The organism is Variovorax sp. 350MFTsu5.1 (assembly GCF_048302515.1).
Lineage (GTDB): Bacteria > Pseudomonadota > Gammaproteobacteria > Burkholderiales > Burkholderiaceae_C > Variovorax > Variovorax guangxiensis.
Window position 1 is genome coordinate 2,253,404 of sequence record NZ_CP157620.1, and the last position, 15,091, is coordinate 2,268,494.

Here is a 15,091-nt window from a genome sequence, read left to right on the forward strand (position 1 = left end):
TTCTTCCCTGTCTCCGCACACTGCGTATGCGCGTGTATCGCGCTTCGCCGGCCCACACACTACGTTACTGGGGCGTACTGTCGCGCTCGTGGGCCCGCACCCCCGCGGCGGCCTGCCGTGCGCTGTCGAGCACGCGCGGTGAAGTCCTGCACGAAGGCGCAGGCGTGAAGGCGGACCGGGCCCGGGTCAGTACAGCTCGATGGTCTCGCGCAGCAGCCCCGATGCATCGGCGCTCGGCCCGACGAGGATATCGACCTCGCCAGCCTCGAACAGGGGCTGCAGGTCCGGACCGGGATAGCGCAGTTCGGCCGCCGGCAACTCCAGTTTCACGGAGCCGGTTTCGCCGGGCGCCAGCCGCAGCTTCGCGTAGCCCTTGAGCTCCAGCAGCGGCTGGGTGACCCGGCTCACCTTGCGGCGGGCGAACAGGAAGACCGTCTCCTCGGCCTCGCGCGCGCCGGTGTTGCGCAGCCCGATGCTGATCTTCAGCGTGTCCTGCTCGCTCACGCGCTTCTGTTCGACCTGCAATTCCTCATAGCCGAACTTGCCGTAGCTCAGGCCGTGGCCGAAGGCGTAGAGCGGCGAGTTGTCGACGTCCTGGTACTTGCTCGTGAAGTAGTCGGCGGGGTTCATCGGCCGGCCGGAAGGGCGCTGGCCGAAGAAGACCGGCACCTGCCCGACGGCGCGCGGCCAGCTCATCGGCGTGCGGCCGCCGGGGCTTGCCTGGCCCGTGACCACGTCGGCGATCGCATTGCCGGCTTCGACGCCGAGGAACCATGCGGCCAGCAGTGCATCGGCGTGCCCGGCCAGCCAGGGAACGACGAGCGGACGGCCCGAGAACAGGATCGCGATGACGGGGATGCCCTGCTTCTTCGCGCGGGCCATCACCGCTTCGGCCAGCGCCTGCTGCCGGCCGGCGAGAGCGGGCGTGGCGCGGCTGGCCGCTTCGCCGCTCATCGTGGCGCGTTCGCCCAGGCACAGCAGCACGGCGTCGGCGCCGTCGCACAGCGCGACGGCGGCGTCGATGCCGCTGTCGTCGTCGCTCTCGATGGCGACGCCCGGCGCGTGGCGTATCTCGGTCTGCGGCAGCGCGGCGCGAAGGCCGGCCAGCACGGTGACCGCCGGCTCGTGTTCGCCGGCGCCCCACCACGGGCCCTTCATCTCGGTGCTGGCGTCGGCCAGCGGGCCGATGACGCACAGCGTCTTCGCGGATGCGGGCAAGGGCAGGGTGTCGCGCTCGTTCTTGAGCATGACGATGGCCTTGCGTGCTGCGTCGCGCGCCACCGCGCGCCGTTCGGTGATGGCTTGTGCGGGCTCGGGTGTCGCGCCACGGCGGTAGGGGTCGTCGAACAGGCCGAGCTGTTCCTTCAGCCGCAGCACGCGTCGCACGCTCGCGTCGATCTCCTCGATGGTCACGCGCCCCTGTTCGAGCGCTACCGGCAGGCCCTTGCGGTACGCGTCGGCCATCATGTCGATGTCGACACCGGCCTTCAGCGCCAGCACCGCGGCATCGACCAGATCGGCGGCGACGCCGTGCTTGATGAGTTCGGCGATCGCGTTGTAGTCGCTGACGATCACGCCCTCGAAGCCCATCTCGCCGCGCAGCCAGTCGCGCAGCAGGGGGACGTGCGCCGTCATCGGCACGCCGTTGAGATCGGTGAAGGCGGGCATCAGCGTCGCGACGCCGGCGCGCACGGCGGCCGCGAAGCCCGGCAGGTGCACTTCGTGCAGGGTGCGCTCGGAGATGTCGACGGCGGCGTACTCCCGCCCCGCGTTGACGCCGCCGTATGCGACGAAATGCTTCGCGCAGGCGGCCAGTGTGCCGGCCGACGACAGGTCGGTGCCCTGGAAACCGCGAACCTTTGCCTGCGCGATGCGCGCGTTGAGCCAGGGGTCTTCGCCCGGGCCTTCGGCGGTGCGGCCCCAGCGCGGATCGCGCGACACGTCGAGCATCGGCGCGAAGGTCATCGCCAGGCCGTCGGCGGCGCCTTCGCGCGCGGCCTCGCGCGCCGTGCGCTCCCAGAGTTCGTCGTCGAAGGCGCCGGCCTCCGCGAGCGGAATCGGGAAGAGCGTGCGGTGGCCATGGATGATGTCCAGGCCGATCAGCAGCGGAATGCCCAGCCGCGACTTCTCGACGGCCAGCCGCTGCATCTCGTGCGTGGGGCCGGCCCCGACCATGTTCAGCAGGTTGCCGACGGTGCCGTCGATGATCGACTGCGTGGAGTCTCCCGCGAGCACCGGTCCGGTGACCGTGTAGCTGGAGGCGGTCATCGTGAGCTGGCCGAGCTTTTCGGCAAGCGTCATCCGGGCCATGAGGGAATCGATGCGGCTCATCAGGGATTTCGAATAGAACCCAGGGGCCTCAATGATGGCATGCTGCGGGGCAGGGCCATCGGCCATGTGGTTTGGTCGATGATTCGGTGAAACCAAACGTCACACCGAAGACGACAACGACGAAAGGATCCGTTCGTGTTGAAGGATGAGAGAACCCCGAAGGAACTGGCTGCGCTGCCCGACGAGGCCTTGATCGAGGCCGTGCAGCGGCAGACCTTCCGCTATTTCTGGGACGGCGCCGACGCCACCAGCGGCCTTGCGCTCGATCGCCGCACGCTGGTCGCTGTCACGGGCGAGGACCTGGCCGACGAGCGCGTCGCGATCGGCGGCACGGGCTTCGGCATCATGGGGCTGATCGTCGCGGTGGAGCGCGGCTGGGTCTCGCGCGACGCGGCGCTGGAGCGGCTGGGCCGCATGCGAGACGCGCTCCTGCGCGCCAGGCGCTATCACGGCACCTTCCCGCACTTCATGGACGGGGCGAGCGGCGAGACGATCCCGATGAGCCCGAAGGACGACGCGGGCGACCTGGTCGAGACCTCGTTCCTCTGCATGGGCCTGCTCTGCGCGCGCCAGTATTTCAACGACGACACGGCCATGGCGCGCCGTCTTCGCGCCGACTTCGACATGCTCTGGCACGAGGTCGAGTGGGACTGGTTCACCCAGGGCGGACGGGACGTGCTGTACTGGCACTGGAGCCCGAACCACGGCTGGGCGATGAACCACGAGGTGCACGGCTGGAACGAGTGCCTCATCACCTATTTCATGGCCGCGGCGGCGCCGCGCCACGCGATCGATCCGCGGGTCTACCACCGCGGCTTCGCTTCGGGGCCCGACTTCCTCAACGGCCGCTCGTACCACGGCATCGAGCTGCCGCTGGGCCCGCCGAACGGCGGCCCGCTGTTCTTCGCGCACTACTCGTTCTGCGGTCTGGATCCACATGGCCTGAAGGACCGCTACGCCGACTACTGGAGCCTCAACACCCGCCACGTGCAGGTCAACCGCGCGCACTGCATCGCCAACCCCCGGGGCTTCGCGGGCTACGGCGAGTCGTGCTGGGGCCTGACCGCCAGCGACGACCCCGACGGCTACCTCGCGCATGACCCGAACAACGACAACGGCACCATCTCGCCGACGGCGGCGCTGGCCAGCCTGCCATATGCACCGGCCGAGGTGATGCGGGTGCTGCGGCACTTCCTCGACGTGCACGGCACGCGCGTTTGGCGGGACTACGGCTTCATCGATGCGTTCTGCGAGTCGCGCGGCTGGTTCGCCGACACCTTCCTGGCCATCGACCAGGGCCCCATCGTCGTGATGATGGAGAACCATCGCACGGGCCTGCTGTGGAAGCTGTTCATGAGCGCGCCGGAGGTGCAGGCCGGGCTGCGGCGGCTGGACTTCAGCAGTCCGCATCTGGGGGCGTCCGCGTCGTGAGTCCTGGCGCGGCGAATCGAAAAGACCCGGGCTTCGAGTCCTGGCTCGAAGGGCAGCTGCGCCATTCGGCGGGCGCGATGCTGTCGAGCATCTCGCCGGTGTCGATCGTCAAGCATCGCCCGGGCTTCGGGCAGACCGTGCGGCCGGTCGCCGGCGCCATCGTCGCCTCGCCCGTGCTCGGCGACTACAACCCCGACCCGGACTACTTCTTCCATTGGTTCCGCGATTCGGCCGTCGTCATCGACGCGTTGCGGCTGCTCTACATCGACGGACACATCGGCGCCGAGGCACTGCGGCATCTGCGCGACTTCACCCGCTTCAGCCTTGCCCTGAACGGGCTCGACGGCCGGGCGATTGCCGCCGTGCCGGACCGCAGGGCGCGCGTGGCTCCCGAGCTGCTGCAGTACCTGCGCGAGGACCATGACCTGGCAAGCGTCCACGGCGACGCGGTCGTCGCCGAGACGCGGGTGAACCCCGACGGCACGCTGGACATCCTGCGCTGGGCGCGACCCCAGCACGACGGACCGCCGCTGCGCGCGCTGGCGCTGCTGCGCTGGGTGGCCGGCGGGCATCTCGACGATGCGGACCTGCTGGCCGAGGTCGCGTCGCTGATCCGCTTCGACCTCGAGTTCACGCTGCGCCACTGGCGCGAGCCGTCGTTCGACATCTGGGAGGAAGAAAGCGGGCATCACTACTACACGTTGCGTGTCTCGGCAGCGGCACTGGCCGAAGGCGCGGCATGGCTGGACGGCCTGGGGGAGACGGCTCAGGCATTGCACTGCAGTGAAGAATCGCGGGCCGTGCTGCGGCTGCTCGACGGCTATCGGGTCGATGACCGCGGCGCGACGCATGGCTACTACCGTTCGCGCGTGCTGGCGGACGGCGGGCCCGGCCCGAAGGCGCTGGACATCGCGGTGATCCTCTCGGCGATCCACTGCGCCGGCACCGGGGCCATGCACGGCCCGGCCGATCCGTGCATGCAGGCCACGCTGGCGCGGCTCGACGCGCTGTTCGACGCGGCCTATCCGATCAACCATGGCCGCTCCTCGGACCGTGGCGCCGCGATGGGCAGGTATGCCGGCGATGTGTACTGCTCAGGTGGCGCGTATTACTTCTCGACGCTCGGCGCCGCCGAGTTCTGCTTCCGCGCCGCGGCGGCGCATGGCGGCGACGAGCACCGGCGCGACGAGTGGGTCGGGCGCGGCGACGCCTATCTCGCCACCGTGCGCGCCTACACGCCGGCCAGCGGCGATCTGTCCGAGCAGTTCGATCAGCGCAGCGGCGAGCAGACTTCGGCGAAGCAGCTGGCCTGGAGCCACGCCGCGTTCATCTCGTGCGTCTCGGCGCGCCGCGCCGCGCTCGCCGCTTCCGGGCAGCCGCGCCGACGATGAGCGAGAGGGCAGAGACCCCCCCCGCCGAGCCCGTCGCAAGGGTCGGCGTCTTCCGCCAGGTCGGCGAGCTGATCGGCGCCCTGCGGGGCTCTCCGGTCTCGAGGAAGCTGGTCGGGCTGATCGGTGCGATCGTCGTGGTCGTGGGGCTCACGGCCTACGGGCAGATCGAACTCAACAGCTGGAACAAGCCGTTCTACGATGCCATTTCGCGCCGCGACCTGAACGAGTTCATCGTGCAGGTCGGCGTGTTCGCTGTGATCGCGGGCGCGCTGCTGGTCCTGAACGTGGCGCAGCGGTGGCTGGGCGAGACTCTGCAGCTGAGGCTGCGCGAGGCCGTGGTCAATGACCTCGTGGGGCTGTGGCTGCAGCCGCGCCGCGCGTTCTGGCTGCAGGCCAGCGGCCCGATGGGCGCCCATCCGGACCAGCGCATGCACGAGGACACGCTGAAGCTGTGCGACCTGTCGGTCAACCTCGGCGTGGGCCTGCTGCAGGCCACGATGCTGTTCGGCAGCTTCGCGAGCGTGCTGTGGGTGCTCTCCAAGGACTTCAGCATCTTCTTCAACGGCCAGGACCACGTGCTGCCGGGCTTCATGCTGTGGGCAGCGATCGCGTACGCGGTGGCCGGCTCGCTGGTGACCTACTGGGTCGGCAACGGCCTGATCTCGCGCAACGCCGAGCGCTACGCGCGCGAAGGCGAACTGCGCTTCTCGCTCACGCGCATCAACGAGCATCTCGACGGCATCTCCCTGGCCGGCGGCGAGGCCGACGAGAAGCGCCGCGTCGCCGTGCATTTCGGCGACGTGCTGCGCGCCACCTCGCGCGTGGTGCTCGGGCTGACCAACCTGACGTGGGCCACGGCGGGTTTCGGCTGGATCACCGTCATCGCGCCGACGCTGGTGGCAGCGCCGCTGTACTTCTCGGGCAAGGTGTCCTTCGGCGGCCTGATGATGGCCGCCGCCGCCTTCACGCAGGCGCAGTCGTCGCTGCGCTGGTTCGTCGACAACTTCAGCATCATTGCCGACTGGCGCGCCACGCTGCTGCGCGTGACCGACCTGCGCCGGATGCTGGCGTCCGACCTGGAGGCGCAGGCGGGCGGCAGCCGCATCGCCTACGAGGAGGGTGAAGCCGGGACGCTCGCGATGGAGGCGCTCGATGTCCGCTCCTGGAACGGCCACGACCGGCTGGACGTGCCGGCGCTCGTCGTGCAGCGCGGCCAGTGCGCGCTGATCCTCGGCACGCCCGGTACCGAGAAGACGCTTCTGTTCCGGGCGCTCGCGGGCCTGTGGCCCTGGGGCTCGGGCACGGTGCGCCGGCCGGACGGCGAGACCATCCACTACATGCCGCGCGGCACGCCCTACATTCCGCGCGGCACGCTGGCCGAGGTGCTGTCGTATGCAATGGAGCCGACGACCTATCCGAGGGAAGCGATGGTGGCCGCCCTGGAGAGCGTGGGCCTGCAGCGCCTCGAACCGCTGCTGGACAGGACGGGCCGCTGGGAGAGCGACCTCAGCATGGACGAGCAGCTGCGGCTGGGCTTCGCCCGCGTGGTGCTGCAGGAACCGCCCTGGCTGGTGATGGACGAGGCCTTCAGCGCGTTCGACGACGACACGCTCGAACTCATCATCGGTGCCTTGGGCAAACTCACGCGCACGGGCATCATTCACATCGGCTCGGCCGGCGGGGCGCACGACCGGCTGTTCACGCAAGTGGTTCATCTGGTCAAGGCGCCGCACGACGTGCCCGAGGAGCCGCGACCATGAGACGCAAAGAGTCGACCGTCAGCCGCGTGCGCCGCGCCCTCATGCGGCTGGGCGTCGCGCTGCCTGCCTTGCCCTCATGGGCCTGGGCGGCGGATTTCGGCTTCCGGCCGCCGCGCGATCCGGAGGATGCCGCGGCCGAGGGCCTGATGCGGGACCTGGCCGAGCGCATCCTGCCGGTGTATCAGGACGCGGACAAGGACGCCTTCCTGGCCAACGTGACGGCCCTGCAGATCGTCAGCGGCGCCTATCGTGCGGCCCAGGACAGCAGCCGCTCCCTGCGCGAGCGCCGCAAGGGCAAGCCCTTCGACGTGCTGGCCGAGCGCGCGACTCTCGACGGCATCTATGCGGGCGCGCGCATGCTCGAGGCGCAGGGGCGCGTCGGCTTCGCCGAAGCCTACGCGCGCTCTTTCGACGAGCTGGTATCGCCGCTGGACAACGCGCAGGCCCAGGCCGTCATGGCGCGGCTGGAGATTCCGGCGGCGGCGTTCAGGGAGCCGCTGCGCCAGGCCTTCGATCTCTGGCGCGCCAAGGGCAGCCTGCCGGAGGCCGAGGCCCTGGCGCTCGTGCGGACCTGGCTGTCGTACCAGTCGCGCCGCAGCTTCAGCGGGCTGCTGCCCGAGCTGTTCGCGGCGCAGAACGGCAGCCGCTACGTGGCGCAGGCCGACATCAGGATTCCCGTGCGCGGGGGAGTCATCCATGCCAGCATGGTCCGGCCCGGCCGCGCGGAAGGAGCGCTGCCGGCACTGCTGCGCTTCACGCTGGACCCCGCCGAGGACGACGCGCGGCGCAGCGCTGCCAGGGGCTATGTCGGCATCACGGCGTACGTGCGCGGCCGCACGCCCGACGGCAAGGGCGCCGTGTGGCCCTTCGTCCGCGACAGCGAGGACGCCGCCGCCGTCATCGACTGGATCGCCCGGCAGGCGTGGAGCGACGGGCGCGTGGTCATGCTCGGCGAGGGCTATTCCGGCTACGCCGCCTGGGCGGCAGCCCGCAGGAGGCCGGCGGCGCTCAAGGCGATCGCCACCATCGCGCCGATGGCGCCGGGCATCGACTTTCCGATGGCCGGACAGATCTTCCGCAACGCCATGGTCCGATGGGCGCAGGAACATGCGCTGGCCGAGCCGCTGCACGCGAGCACCAACGGCGATGCCGACGCCGGCCCGGATGCCGTCTGGCAGGCGCTCGATGCTCGCTGGTATCGCGGCAATCGTCCCTATTGGGACATCGACCGCGTCCTGCTGGGCAAGCGCAGCAGGCTGATCCGCACGTGGCTGACGCACCCGAGCCACGACCGCTACTGGCAGAAGTTCCTGCCGTCGGCGGAGCAGTTCGCGCGCATCGACATTCCGGTGCTCAGCTTCGCGGGCTACTTCGGCGCCGACGCCGGCGCGCTCCATTTCCACCGCGAGCATCTGCGCAACCGGCCGAAGGCCGACACGACGCTGCTGCTAGGCCCCTACGACGCGAGCTCGATCCGGCGCGGCATGGCGACGACGCTGCGCGGCTATACGCCGGACCCCGTCGCGCATGTCGACCTGCCTGAGCTGCGCTACCAGTGGATCGACCACATCCTCAAGGGCGCGAACAAGCCTGCGCTGCTGGCGGATCGCTTCAACTACCAGGTGATGGGGGCGGACCAGTGGCGCCATGCGCCGCTGCTGGAGGCGCCGGAGCGCGCGCCGCTGCGCCTCTATCTCGACACCAGCGCGCGCGGCGAACCGCATCGGCTGCTGCCTGCGCCGGCCGAGGAGGGCGGCAACGCGCGGCTGTCGGTCGACCTGGCCGACAGGCGCGACGTGCACACCCCCTGGCCCGACGCGCTGCGGATGAAGCAGCTGCCGGCGCGCAACAGCATCAGCTTCGTCGGCGACCCGCTGCCCGATGGCACCGAGATCATCGGCAGCCTGCGCGGGGTGTTCGACATCACGCCCTCGCGGCAGGACGTGGACTTCAGCGTCTCGCTGTACGAGCAGACGGCAAGCGGCGAATGCCAGTTGCTTTTCGATCCCTATGACTTTCGCGCGAGCTATGCGGGCCATCGCGTGCGTCGCCGGCTTCTGCGGGCGGGCGAGCGCCAGCTGCTTGCCTTCACCGTCGAGCGCGTCACCGCCTGCAGGCTGGCGGCGGGCAGCCGCCTCGTGCTGGTGGTCGGCATCAACAAGCGGCCCGACCGGCAGATCGACTACGGCAGCGGCAAGGACGTGAACTCGGAGACCATCACCGACGCGAAATGGCCTCTGCGCGTGCGCTGGCATGCGCGCAGCTACGTCGAGATCCAGACCGGCAAATCGTCCTGATTCACTAAGCTTGCCCGGTGCCGATCACGACGCCTTCGCAGGGCGCCAGCACCAGCGGCTTTTCGATCGATCCGGCGCGCGCGGGATCGGTCGATGCCAGCACGACCGGCTGCCGCGGCAGCAGCGACGGCTGCACAGGCGCCGGAGTGCCGCCGAAGTTCAGAACAACCACCAGCCGCTGCCCGTCGCTCTCGCGCGCATAGGCGAGCACCTCGCTCCCGGCTTCGAGCGCTTCGTAGCTGCCCCGGTGCAGCGCGGGCTGCGCGCGGCGCAGCGCGATCAGACGCCGGTAGAGCGCCAGCATGGACCCGGCGTCGCGCGACTGCGCCTCGACGTTGCACGTGCGCCAGTCGGATGCCAGGCGCAGCCAGGGGCTGCCCGTCGTGAAGCCGGCGTGCGGGGCTGCGCTCCACTGCATCGGCGTTCTCTCCGGGTCGCGGCCCAGGCCCATGCCGGGCTTGTTCTTCTCGAACGGGTCCTGGACTTCGTCGGCGGGAATGGGAACGTCCGTCATGCCGATCTCGTCGCCGTAATAGAGCGTGGGCGTACCGCGCAGCGTGAGCAGCAGCATGGCCGCGAGCCGCGCCATCCGCGGGCCGACGCGGCTGGCGATGCGCGCCCTGTCGTGGTTGCCCAGCACCCAGTTCGGCGCGGCGCCGGGGGGCAGGGCGGCTTCGTAGTCGCGCACCAGCCGGTCGATGAGCGCGGCCTGCCATTCGGTCGCGATCAGCTGGAAGTTGAAGGGCAGCTGCACGCCTTCGAGCACGCCCCGGGCGTTGAGGCCGTAGTAGGCGACCAGGCGCGCGAGCGGCAGGTAGAGCTCGCCGATCAGCACGCGCGACGAGCGCGCGTCGCTGAACTCGTCGACCACGCGGCGCATCTCGGCCACGATGGGCTGCACCTCCGGCAGGTCGGTGTTGTAGAGCATCGTCAGGCGCAGGAAGGGGTCCTGGCCCTCGACGAAATCGGGGTTCGGCGGGTTGTCGCGGAACTGCGCGTCCTTGACGATCTGCGAGAGCACGTCGACGCGGAATCCGTCGACGCCTCGCCGCAGCCAGAAGCGCAGCACCTCGTACATCGCGGCGCGCACCTCGGGGTTGCGCCAGTTGAGATCGGGCTGCTCCTTCAGGAACGAATGGGCGTAATACTGGCCGGTGGCCTCGTCGAAGCTCCACGCCGGGCCGCCGAAATTGCCGAGCCAGTTGTTGGGCGGCCCGCCGTCGGGCGCCGGATCGCGCCAGATGTACCAGTCGCGCCGCGCATCGGTGCGCGCCCTGCGGCTGTGCACGAACCATGGATGACGGTCCGAGGTGTGGTTGGGCACGAAGTCCAGGATGAGCCTGAGGCCCTTCGCATGAGCCTCCCGCACCAGCGCATCGAAGTCGTCCAGCGTGCCGAAGCGCGGATCGATGTCGCAGAAGTCGGAGATGTCGTAGCCGAAGTCGGCCATCGGCGAGGGATAGATCGGCGATATCCAGACGGCGTCGACGCCGAGCGCGACCAGATGGTCGAGCCGGGCGCGTATGCCGTCGATATCTCCGATGCCGTCGCCGTTGCTGTCCTGGAACGAACGCGGGTAGACCTGATAGACGATTCCGTACTTCCACCAGTCGTCAGCTGACATCGTGATTCCCTTGCCCAGGCGTCGATCGGGCCATTGTCTCCAGAAAGCGCGCCGGGCATTCCCGGGAGCGCCGGAATCTCCAGATATCCAAGTTGCCGCGTCTTTGCCGAGCCTGTCGGCGGAAAAAGTCAAGAGGCGGTTGCCTCGAATACAGGCACTCTGGCGACGGCCCGCACGGATGCTGGCAACGCCGATGTTGTCCCTGCGTTATCCACAAAGATTTCCACAGACTGGTGGAACAACTTTCTGCTGGAACACTGTCCCGGCGCGTCGCGCACCGTCTTCGTGAACGCACCTGCATTGCGCATCTCGACGCGAGATACGCCGATCTTCAATCCATATGAATCTTGCGTGGAAACCCGCAACGGCGAGGCGGGGTGTGGACGCGACCATCGCCTGCAGCCGAACCAGGCGAAGGAAAGCGACGCACCCCATGAGCACCAGCACCATCGCGCAGCCCTGCGAGGGCCGCTTCGACAGCACCTCCGATGCCGTCTACCGCAAGGTCGGATGGCGGCTGATACCGCTGCTGTTCCTCTGCTACATCGTGGCGTACCTCGACCGCGTGAACGTCGGATTCGCCAAGCTGCAGATGCAGGGCGACCTGCGGCTCAGCGACGCGGTCTACGGGCTGGGCGCGGGCATCTTCTTCATCGGCTACTTCCTGTTCGAGGTGCCGAGCAATGTGGTGCTGCACCGCGTGGGTGCGCGCCGCTGGATTGCGCGCATCATGATCACCTGGGGCCTGCTCTCGGCGGGCACCATGTTCGTGGGTTCGCCGCTGTCGTTCTACGTGATCCGCTTCCTGCTCGGAGCGGCCGAGGCGGGCTTCTTCCCCGGCATCATTCTTTACCTCACCTACTGGTATCCGGCCGCGCGGCGCGGCAAGGCGACCTCGCTGTTCCTCGCGGCGATCCCGTTCGCGGGCATTCTCGGTGGGCCGTTCTCGGGCTGGATCCTGCAGGGCATGGGCGGCGTGAACGGATGGGCGGGCTGGCAGTGGCTGTTCCTGCTGCAGGGGCTGCCGACGGTGGCGCTTGGCTTGATCGTGTGGCGCTACCTCGACGACCGCGTGAAGGACGCGCGCTGGCTCACGCCGGCCGAGCGCGAACTCATCGCCCGCGACATCGCCGCCGAGGCCGCGGGCAAGTCCGAGCCGCGCGTCGCCGGCGTGCTGGGCAACGGCCGCGTGTGGCTGCTGGCTCTGGTGTACTTCGCCTACACCTCGGGGCTGTACGGCATCTCGTTCTGGCTGCCCAGCATCATCAAGGCGGCGGGTGTCAAAGGGGCGCTCGACATCGGCCTGCTCAGCGCCATTCCATGGACATTCGGCGTGATCGCGATGTATTTCATGGCCCGCAGCGCGGACCGCCACCTCGAGTACCGCTGGCACAGTGCGACCGGCGCGGTGGTCGGCGCGATCGGGCTGGTGCTGAGCGTGGCCTCCCACGGCGACGTGACGCTCGCGATGGCCGGGCTCACGCTGGCGACGATGGGCATCATGTCGACCTTCCCGGTCTTCTGGGGCATGCCCACGGCCTTCCTCGGCGGTGCGGCGGCGGCCGCGGGCATCGCGCTCATCAACTCCTTCGGCAATCTCTCGGGCTTCAGCGCGCCGTACCTGATCGGGCTCATCAAGGATGCAACGCAGAGCACCGATGCGGGGCTGCACATGCTCGCGGCGCTGCTGGTGATCGGCGCCGTGCTGGTGCTGTTCGTCGGGCGGGGCGCCACCTCGCCGAAGCGCTGATCGGTACCTGGCCAGGAGACATCCATGGACTCCATCGTGAACATTCCCGTGCGCTCGAACACACGGCGTTCGCCATCGCCCGAGCTGCTCGCCCTGCTGGAGAGCAGGTTCGCCGAGCGCTTCTCCACCAGCAAGAGCGTGCTGCTGCAGCATGGTACGGACGAGTCGATCTATCCGCCCCGGCCGCCCGATGCGGTGGTGTATGTGCGCAGCACGGAAGAAGCGGCTTTCGTGGTGCGAGCCTGCGCGAAGGAGCGGGTGCCGGTCATAGGCTTCGGTGTGGGCTCGTCGGTCGAAGGGCATCTGCTGGCGGTGGCGGGCGGCGTGTGCGTCGACTTCTCCCAGATGAACAAGGTGCTTGCGATCAGGCCCGGCGACCTCACGGCCACGGTGGAGGCGGGCGTCACGCGGGGGCAGTTGAACGCGGCGCTGCAGGGCACGGGTTTCTTCTTCTCGGTCGATCCCGGCGCCGATGCGTCCATCGGCGGCATGGTCGCAACGGCGGCTTCAGGCACCAACACCGTCCGCTACGGCACCATGCGAGACAACCTCGTGAGCCTCACGGTGGTCACGGCCGACGCAGAGGTCGTGCGCACCGCCTCGCGGGCTCGCAAGAGTTCGGCGGGCTACAACCTCACGCAGCTGTATTGCGGATCCGAGGGCACGCTGGGGCTGATCACCGAAGTCACCGTGCGGCTGCATCCGCATCCCGAGACGTACGCTGCCGCAGTGGTGCACTTCCCATCGGTGCGAGCGGTGGTCGACTGCGTCATCGAGGCGATCCAGATGGGTGTGCCGCTGGCGCGCGCCGAACTGCTGGACGCACTGACCATCCGCGCCGTGAACGCGCACAGCCGTACCGCGCTCGGCGAGCATCCGACACTGTTCCTGGAGTTCGGCGGCAGTCAGGCGCAGATCGACGAGCAGGCGGGCATCGTGCGCGAGATCGCGAGCGGTCATGGCGGCGGCGCTTTCCAGTGGGCGAAGCCGCCCGAGGAACGCTCGCGCCTGTGGACGCCGCGCCATCACGCCTACTTCGCATGCCTGCAGCTGAAGGCAGGCTGCCGCAGCCTGAGCACGGATGCCTGCGTGCCGCTTTCCGCGCTCGCGCAATGCATCGAGGAGACGCAGGCCGACATCGCTGAACACGGGCTGCTGGTGCCGGTGCTGGGCCATGTCGGCGACGGCAACTTCCATTGCCTGGTGCTGGTGGACCCGGGAAATGCGGCGCAGAACGATGCCGCCGAGGCCTTCAGCCATCGGCTGGTGCAGCGCGCATTGCGCCACGGCGGGACTTCGACCGGAGAGCATGGCGTGGGGCTGCACAAGATGAGGTACCTGGTCGAGGAGCATGGCGAGCACACTGTGGCGCTGATGCGTGCAGTGAAGAAAGCGCTGGACCCGCATGACATCTTCAACCCCGGGAAGGTCGTCGCCCTGTCCCAGGGCTGAGCGCGGGTGTGCGATCTAGAATTTCCGGCCTTGCCCGCACCTCGCGGCGAGCGGCCGGAGGCCCCCTGATGGAGTTGCGCCAGTTCAAGTACTTCGTTGCCATCGTGGATTGCGGCAGCCTCTCGCGCGCCGCGCAGCAACTCTTCATCGCGCAGTCGGCCCTGAGCAAGCAGATGGCCGAGCTCGAATCCGAACTCGGCACGCAACTGCTTCTGCGCAGCCGCAACGGCGTTGCGATGACCGAGGCCGGCAAGGTCTTCTACGAATACGCGCAGGGCATCACCAAGCAGGTGCGCGACGCGAAGGCCGCGGTGCACGTCGCGGCCGAGTCCGTGGCGGGATCGGTGGTGGCGGCGCTGCCGCAGAGCGTGTCGCCGATGATCGCGCTGCCGCTGATGCGCGCTGCTGCGCGGCGCTATCCCGACGTGGTGCTGCATCTGAACGAGGAACTCACCGGCAACATGGCCGACCAGTTGCTGCGCGGCCGGGTCGACGTGGCGATGTTCTCGCCCACCATGCCCGAGGAGGACATCCGCTTCTTTCCGCTGGTGGAGGAAGACTTCGTTTTCCTCGACTCGCCCCAGAGCCCGCATGCGCTGCCGCCTGGTGACGTGAGCATCGCGCAGGCCACCGCGCGGCCGCTGGTGTGGCCGGCCCATGCCCACGGGCACTGCACCCGATGGCTCGTCGACACGGTGCTGGAGCAGGCGGGCCATCCGGCTGCGCGGGTGGCGGCGGAGATCAACTCCGTCTATACGCTGAAGGCGGCGGTGGAGGCGGGGCTGGGGCCGACGATCATGCCGTTCGGACTTGCGCAGCGCGAGGTGCAGGAGGGGCGCCTCGTGGCGCACCGCATCGATTCGCCCTCGATGCATCGCACGCTGGGGCTGTGCGTTTCGGTGCACCTGCCGACCACGAACGCCAAGCGCGCGGTGTGCACGCTGATCGGCGACGTGGTGCGCGACCTGTGCGAGAGCGGGCAGTGGGCCGGCGCGCGTGCGCTCGCGCCGGTGAAGAGCGCCGCGAAGTAGGGCCGCGAAGTGGGGCCGCGAACT

General features: G+C 69.2%; 9 protein-coding genes. 7 read left to right on the forward strand and 2 right to left on the reverse strand.

All coding sequences use genetic code 11. The features are described from left to right. Positions 1–186 precede the first annotated feature (186 nt). Positions 187–2,331, reverse strand: coding sequence for a glycoside hydrolase family 3 N-terminal domain-containing protein (locus tag ABL843_RS09980; RefSeq protein ID WP_418119746.1), 2,145 nt, complete (start codon positions 2,329–2,331; stop codon positions 187–189). Between the two features lie 135 nt (positions 2,332–2,466). On the opposite strand from ABL843_RS09980, the gene ABL843_RS09985 reads away from it, so the two are divergent. From ABL843_RS09985 to ABL843_RS10000, 4 genes are read left to right on the forward strand one after another with little or no spacing between them, the layout of a single operon-like run. Continuing rightward, positions 2,467–3,762, forward strand: a complete 1,296-nt coding sequence (locus tag ABL843_RS09985) for a glucoamylase family protein (protein ID WP_418119747.1) — start codon at positions 2,467–2,469, stop codon at positions 3,760–3,762. After that, positions 3,759–5,153, forward strand: a complete 1,395-nt coding sequence (locus ABL843_RS09990) for a glycoside hydrolase family 15 protein (protein ID WP_418119748.1) — start codon at positions 3,759–3,761, stop codon at positions 5,151–5,153. The genes ABL843_RS09985 and ABL843_RS09990 overlap by 4 nt, the downstream gene beginning before the upstream one ends. Next, positions 5,150–6,913, forward strand: a complete 1,764-nt coding sequence (locus ABL843_RS09995) for an ABC transporter ATP-binding protein/permease (RefSeq protein ID WP_418119749.1) — start codon at positions 5,150–5,152, stop codon at positions 6,911–6,913. Before ABL843_RS09990 ends, ABL843_RS09995 begins: the two co-directional genes overlap by 4 nt. Then, positions 6,910–9,210 carry a CocE/NonD family hydrolase gene (locus tag ABL843_RS10000; RefSeq protein ID WP_418119750.1) on the forward strand — a complete coding sequence of 767 codons (2,301 nt, stop codon included), beginning with the start codon at positions 6,910–6,912 and terminating at the stop codon, positions 9,208–9,210. The genes ABL843_RS09995 and ABL843_RS10000 overlap by 4 nt, the downstream gene beginning before the upstream one ends. 4 nt (positions 9,211–9,214) lie before the next feature. Here the strand turns inward: ABL843_RS10000 and ABL843_RS10005 are convergent, their stop codons facing one another. Next, complete coding sequence (locus ABL843_RS10005; protein ID WP_418119751.1) at positions 9,215–10,834, reverse strand: alpha-amylase family glycosyl hydrolase; 1,620 nt, start codon at positions 10,832–10,834, stop codon at positions 9,215–9,217. A gap of 433 nt (positions 10,835–11,267) precedes the next feature. On the opposite strand from ABL843_RS10005, the gene ABL843_RS10010 reads away from it, so the two are divergent. From ABL843_RS10010 to ABL843_RS10020, 3 genes are all read left to right on the forward strand, one after another. After that, on the forward strand, positions 11,268–12,584 hold the full coding sequence (locus tag ABL843_RS10010; RefSeq protein ID WP_418119752.1) for an MFS transporter: 1,317 nt from the start codon (positions 11,268–11,270) through the stop codon (positions 12,582–12,584). A gap of 24 nt (positions 12,585–12,608) precedes the next feature. Next, a complete protein-coding gene (locus ABL843_RS10015; RefSeq protein ID WP_418119753.1) occupies positions 12,609–14,036 on the forward strand; it encodes an FAD-binding oxidoreductase in 1,428 nt (475 codons plus the stop codon). 68 nt (positions 14,037–14,104) lie between these two features. Then, positions 14,105–15,067, forward strand: coding sequence for a LysR substrate-binding domain-containing protein (locus ABL843_RS10020; RefSeq protein ID WP_418119754.1), 963 nt, complete (start codon positions 14,105–14,107; stop codon positions 15,065–15,067). The last annotated feature ends 24 nt before the right edge of the window (positions 15,068–15,091 follow it).

Bases quoted from the DNA above. Each gene is read 5' to 3' on its own strand.
- ABL843_RS09980 (WP_418119746.1), bottom strand. From the start codon at position 2,331: ATGAGCCGCATCGATTCCCTCATGGCCCGGATGACGCTTGCCGAAAAG.
- ABL843_RS09995 (WP_418119749.1), top strand. From the start codon at position 5,150: ATGAGCGAGAGGGCAGAGACCCCCCCCGCCGAGCCCGTCGCAAGGGTC.
- ABL843_RS10000 (WP_418119750.1), top strand. From the start codon at position 6,910: ATGAGACGCAAAGAGTCGACCGTCAGCCGCGTGCGCCGCGCCCTCATG.
- ABL843_RS10005 (WP_418119751.1), bottom strand. From the start codon at position 10,834: ATGTCAGCTGACGACTGGTGGAAGTACGGAATCGTCTATCAGGTCTAC.
- ABL843_RS10010 (WP_418119752.1), top strand. From the start codon at position 11,268: ATGAGCACCAGCACCATCGCGCAGCCCTGCGAGGGCCGCTTCGACAGC.
- ABL843_RS10015 (WP_418119753.1), top strand. From the start codon at position 12,609: ATGGACTCCATCGTGAACATTCCCGTGCGCTCGAACACACGGCGTTCG.
- ABL843_RS10020 (WP_418119754.1), top strand. From the start codon at position 14,105: ATGGAGTTGCGCCAGTTCAAGTACTTCGTTGCCATCGTGGATTGCGGC.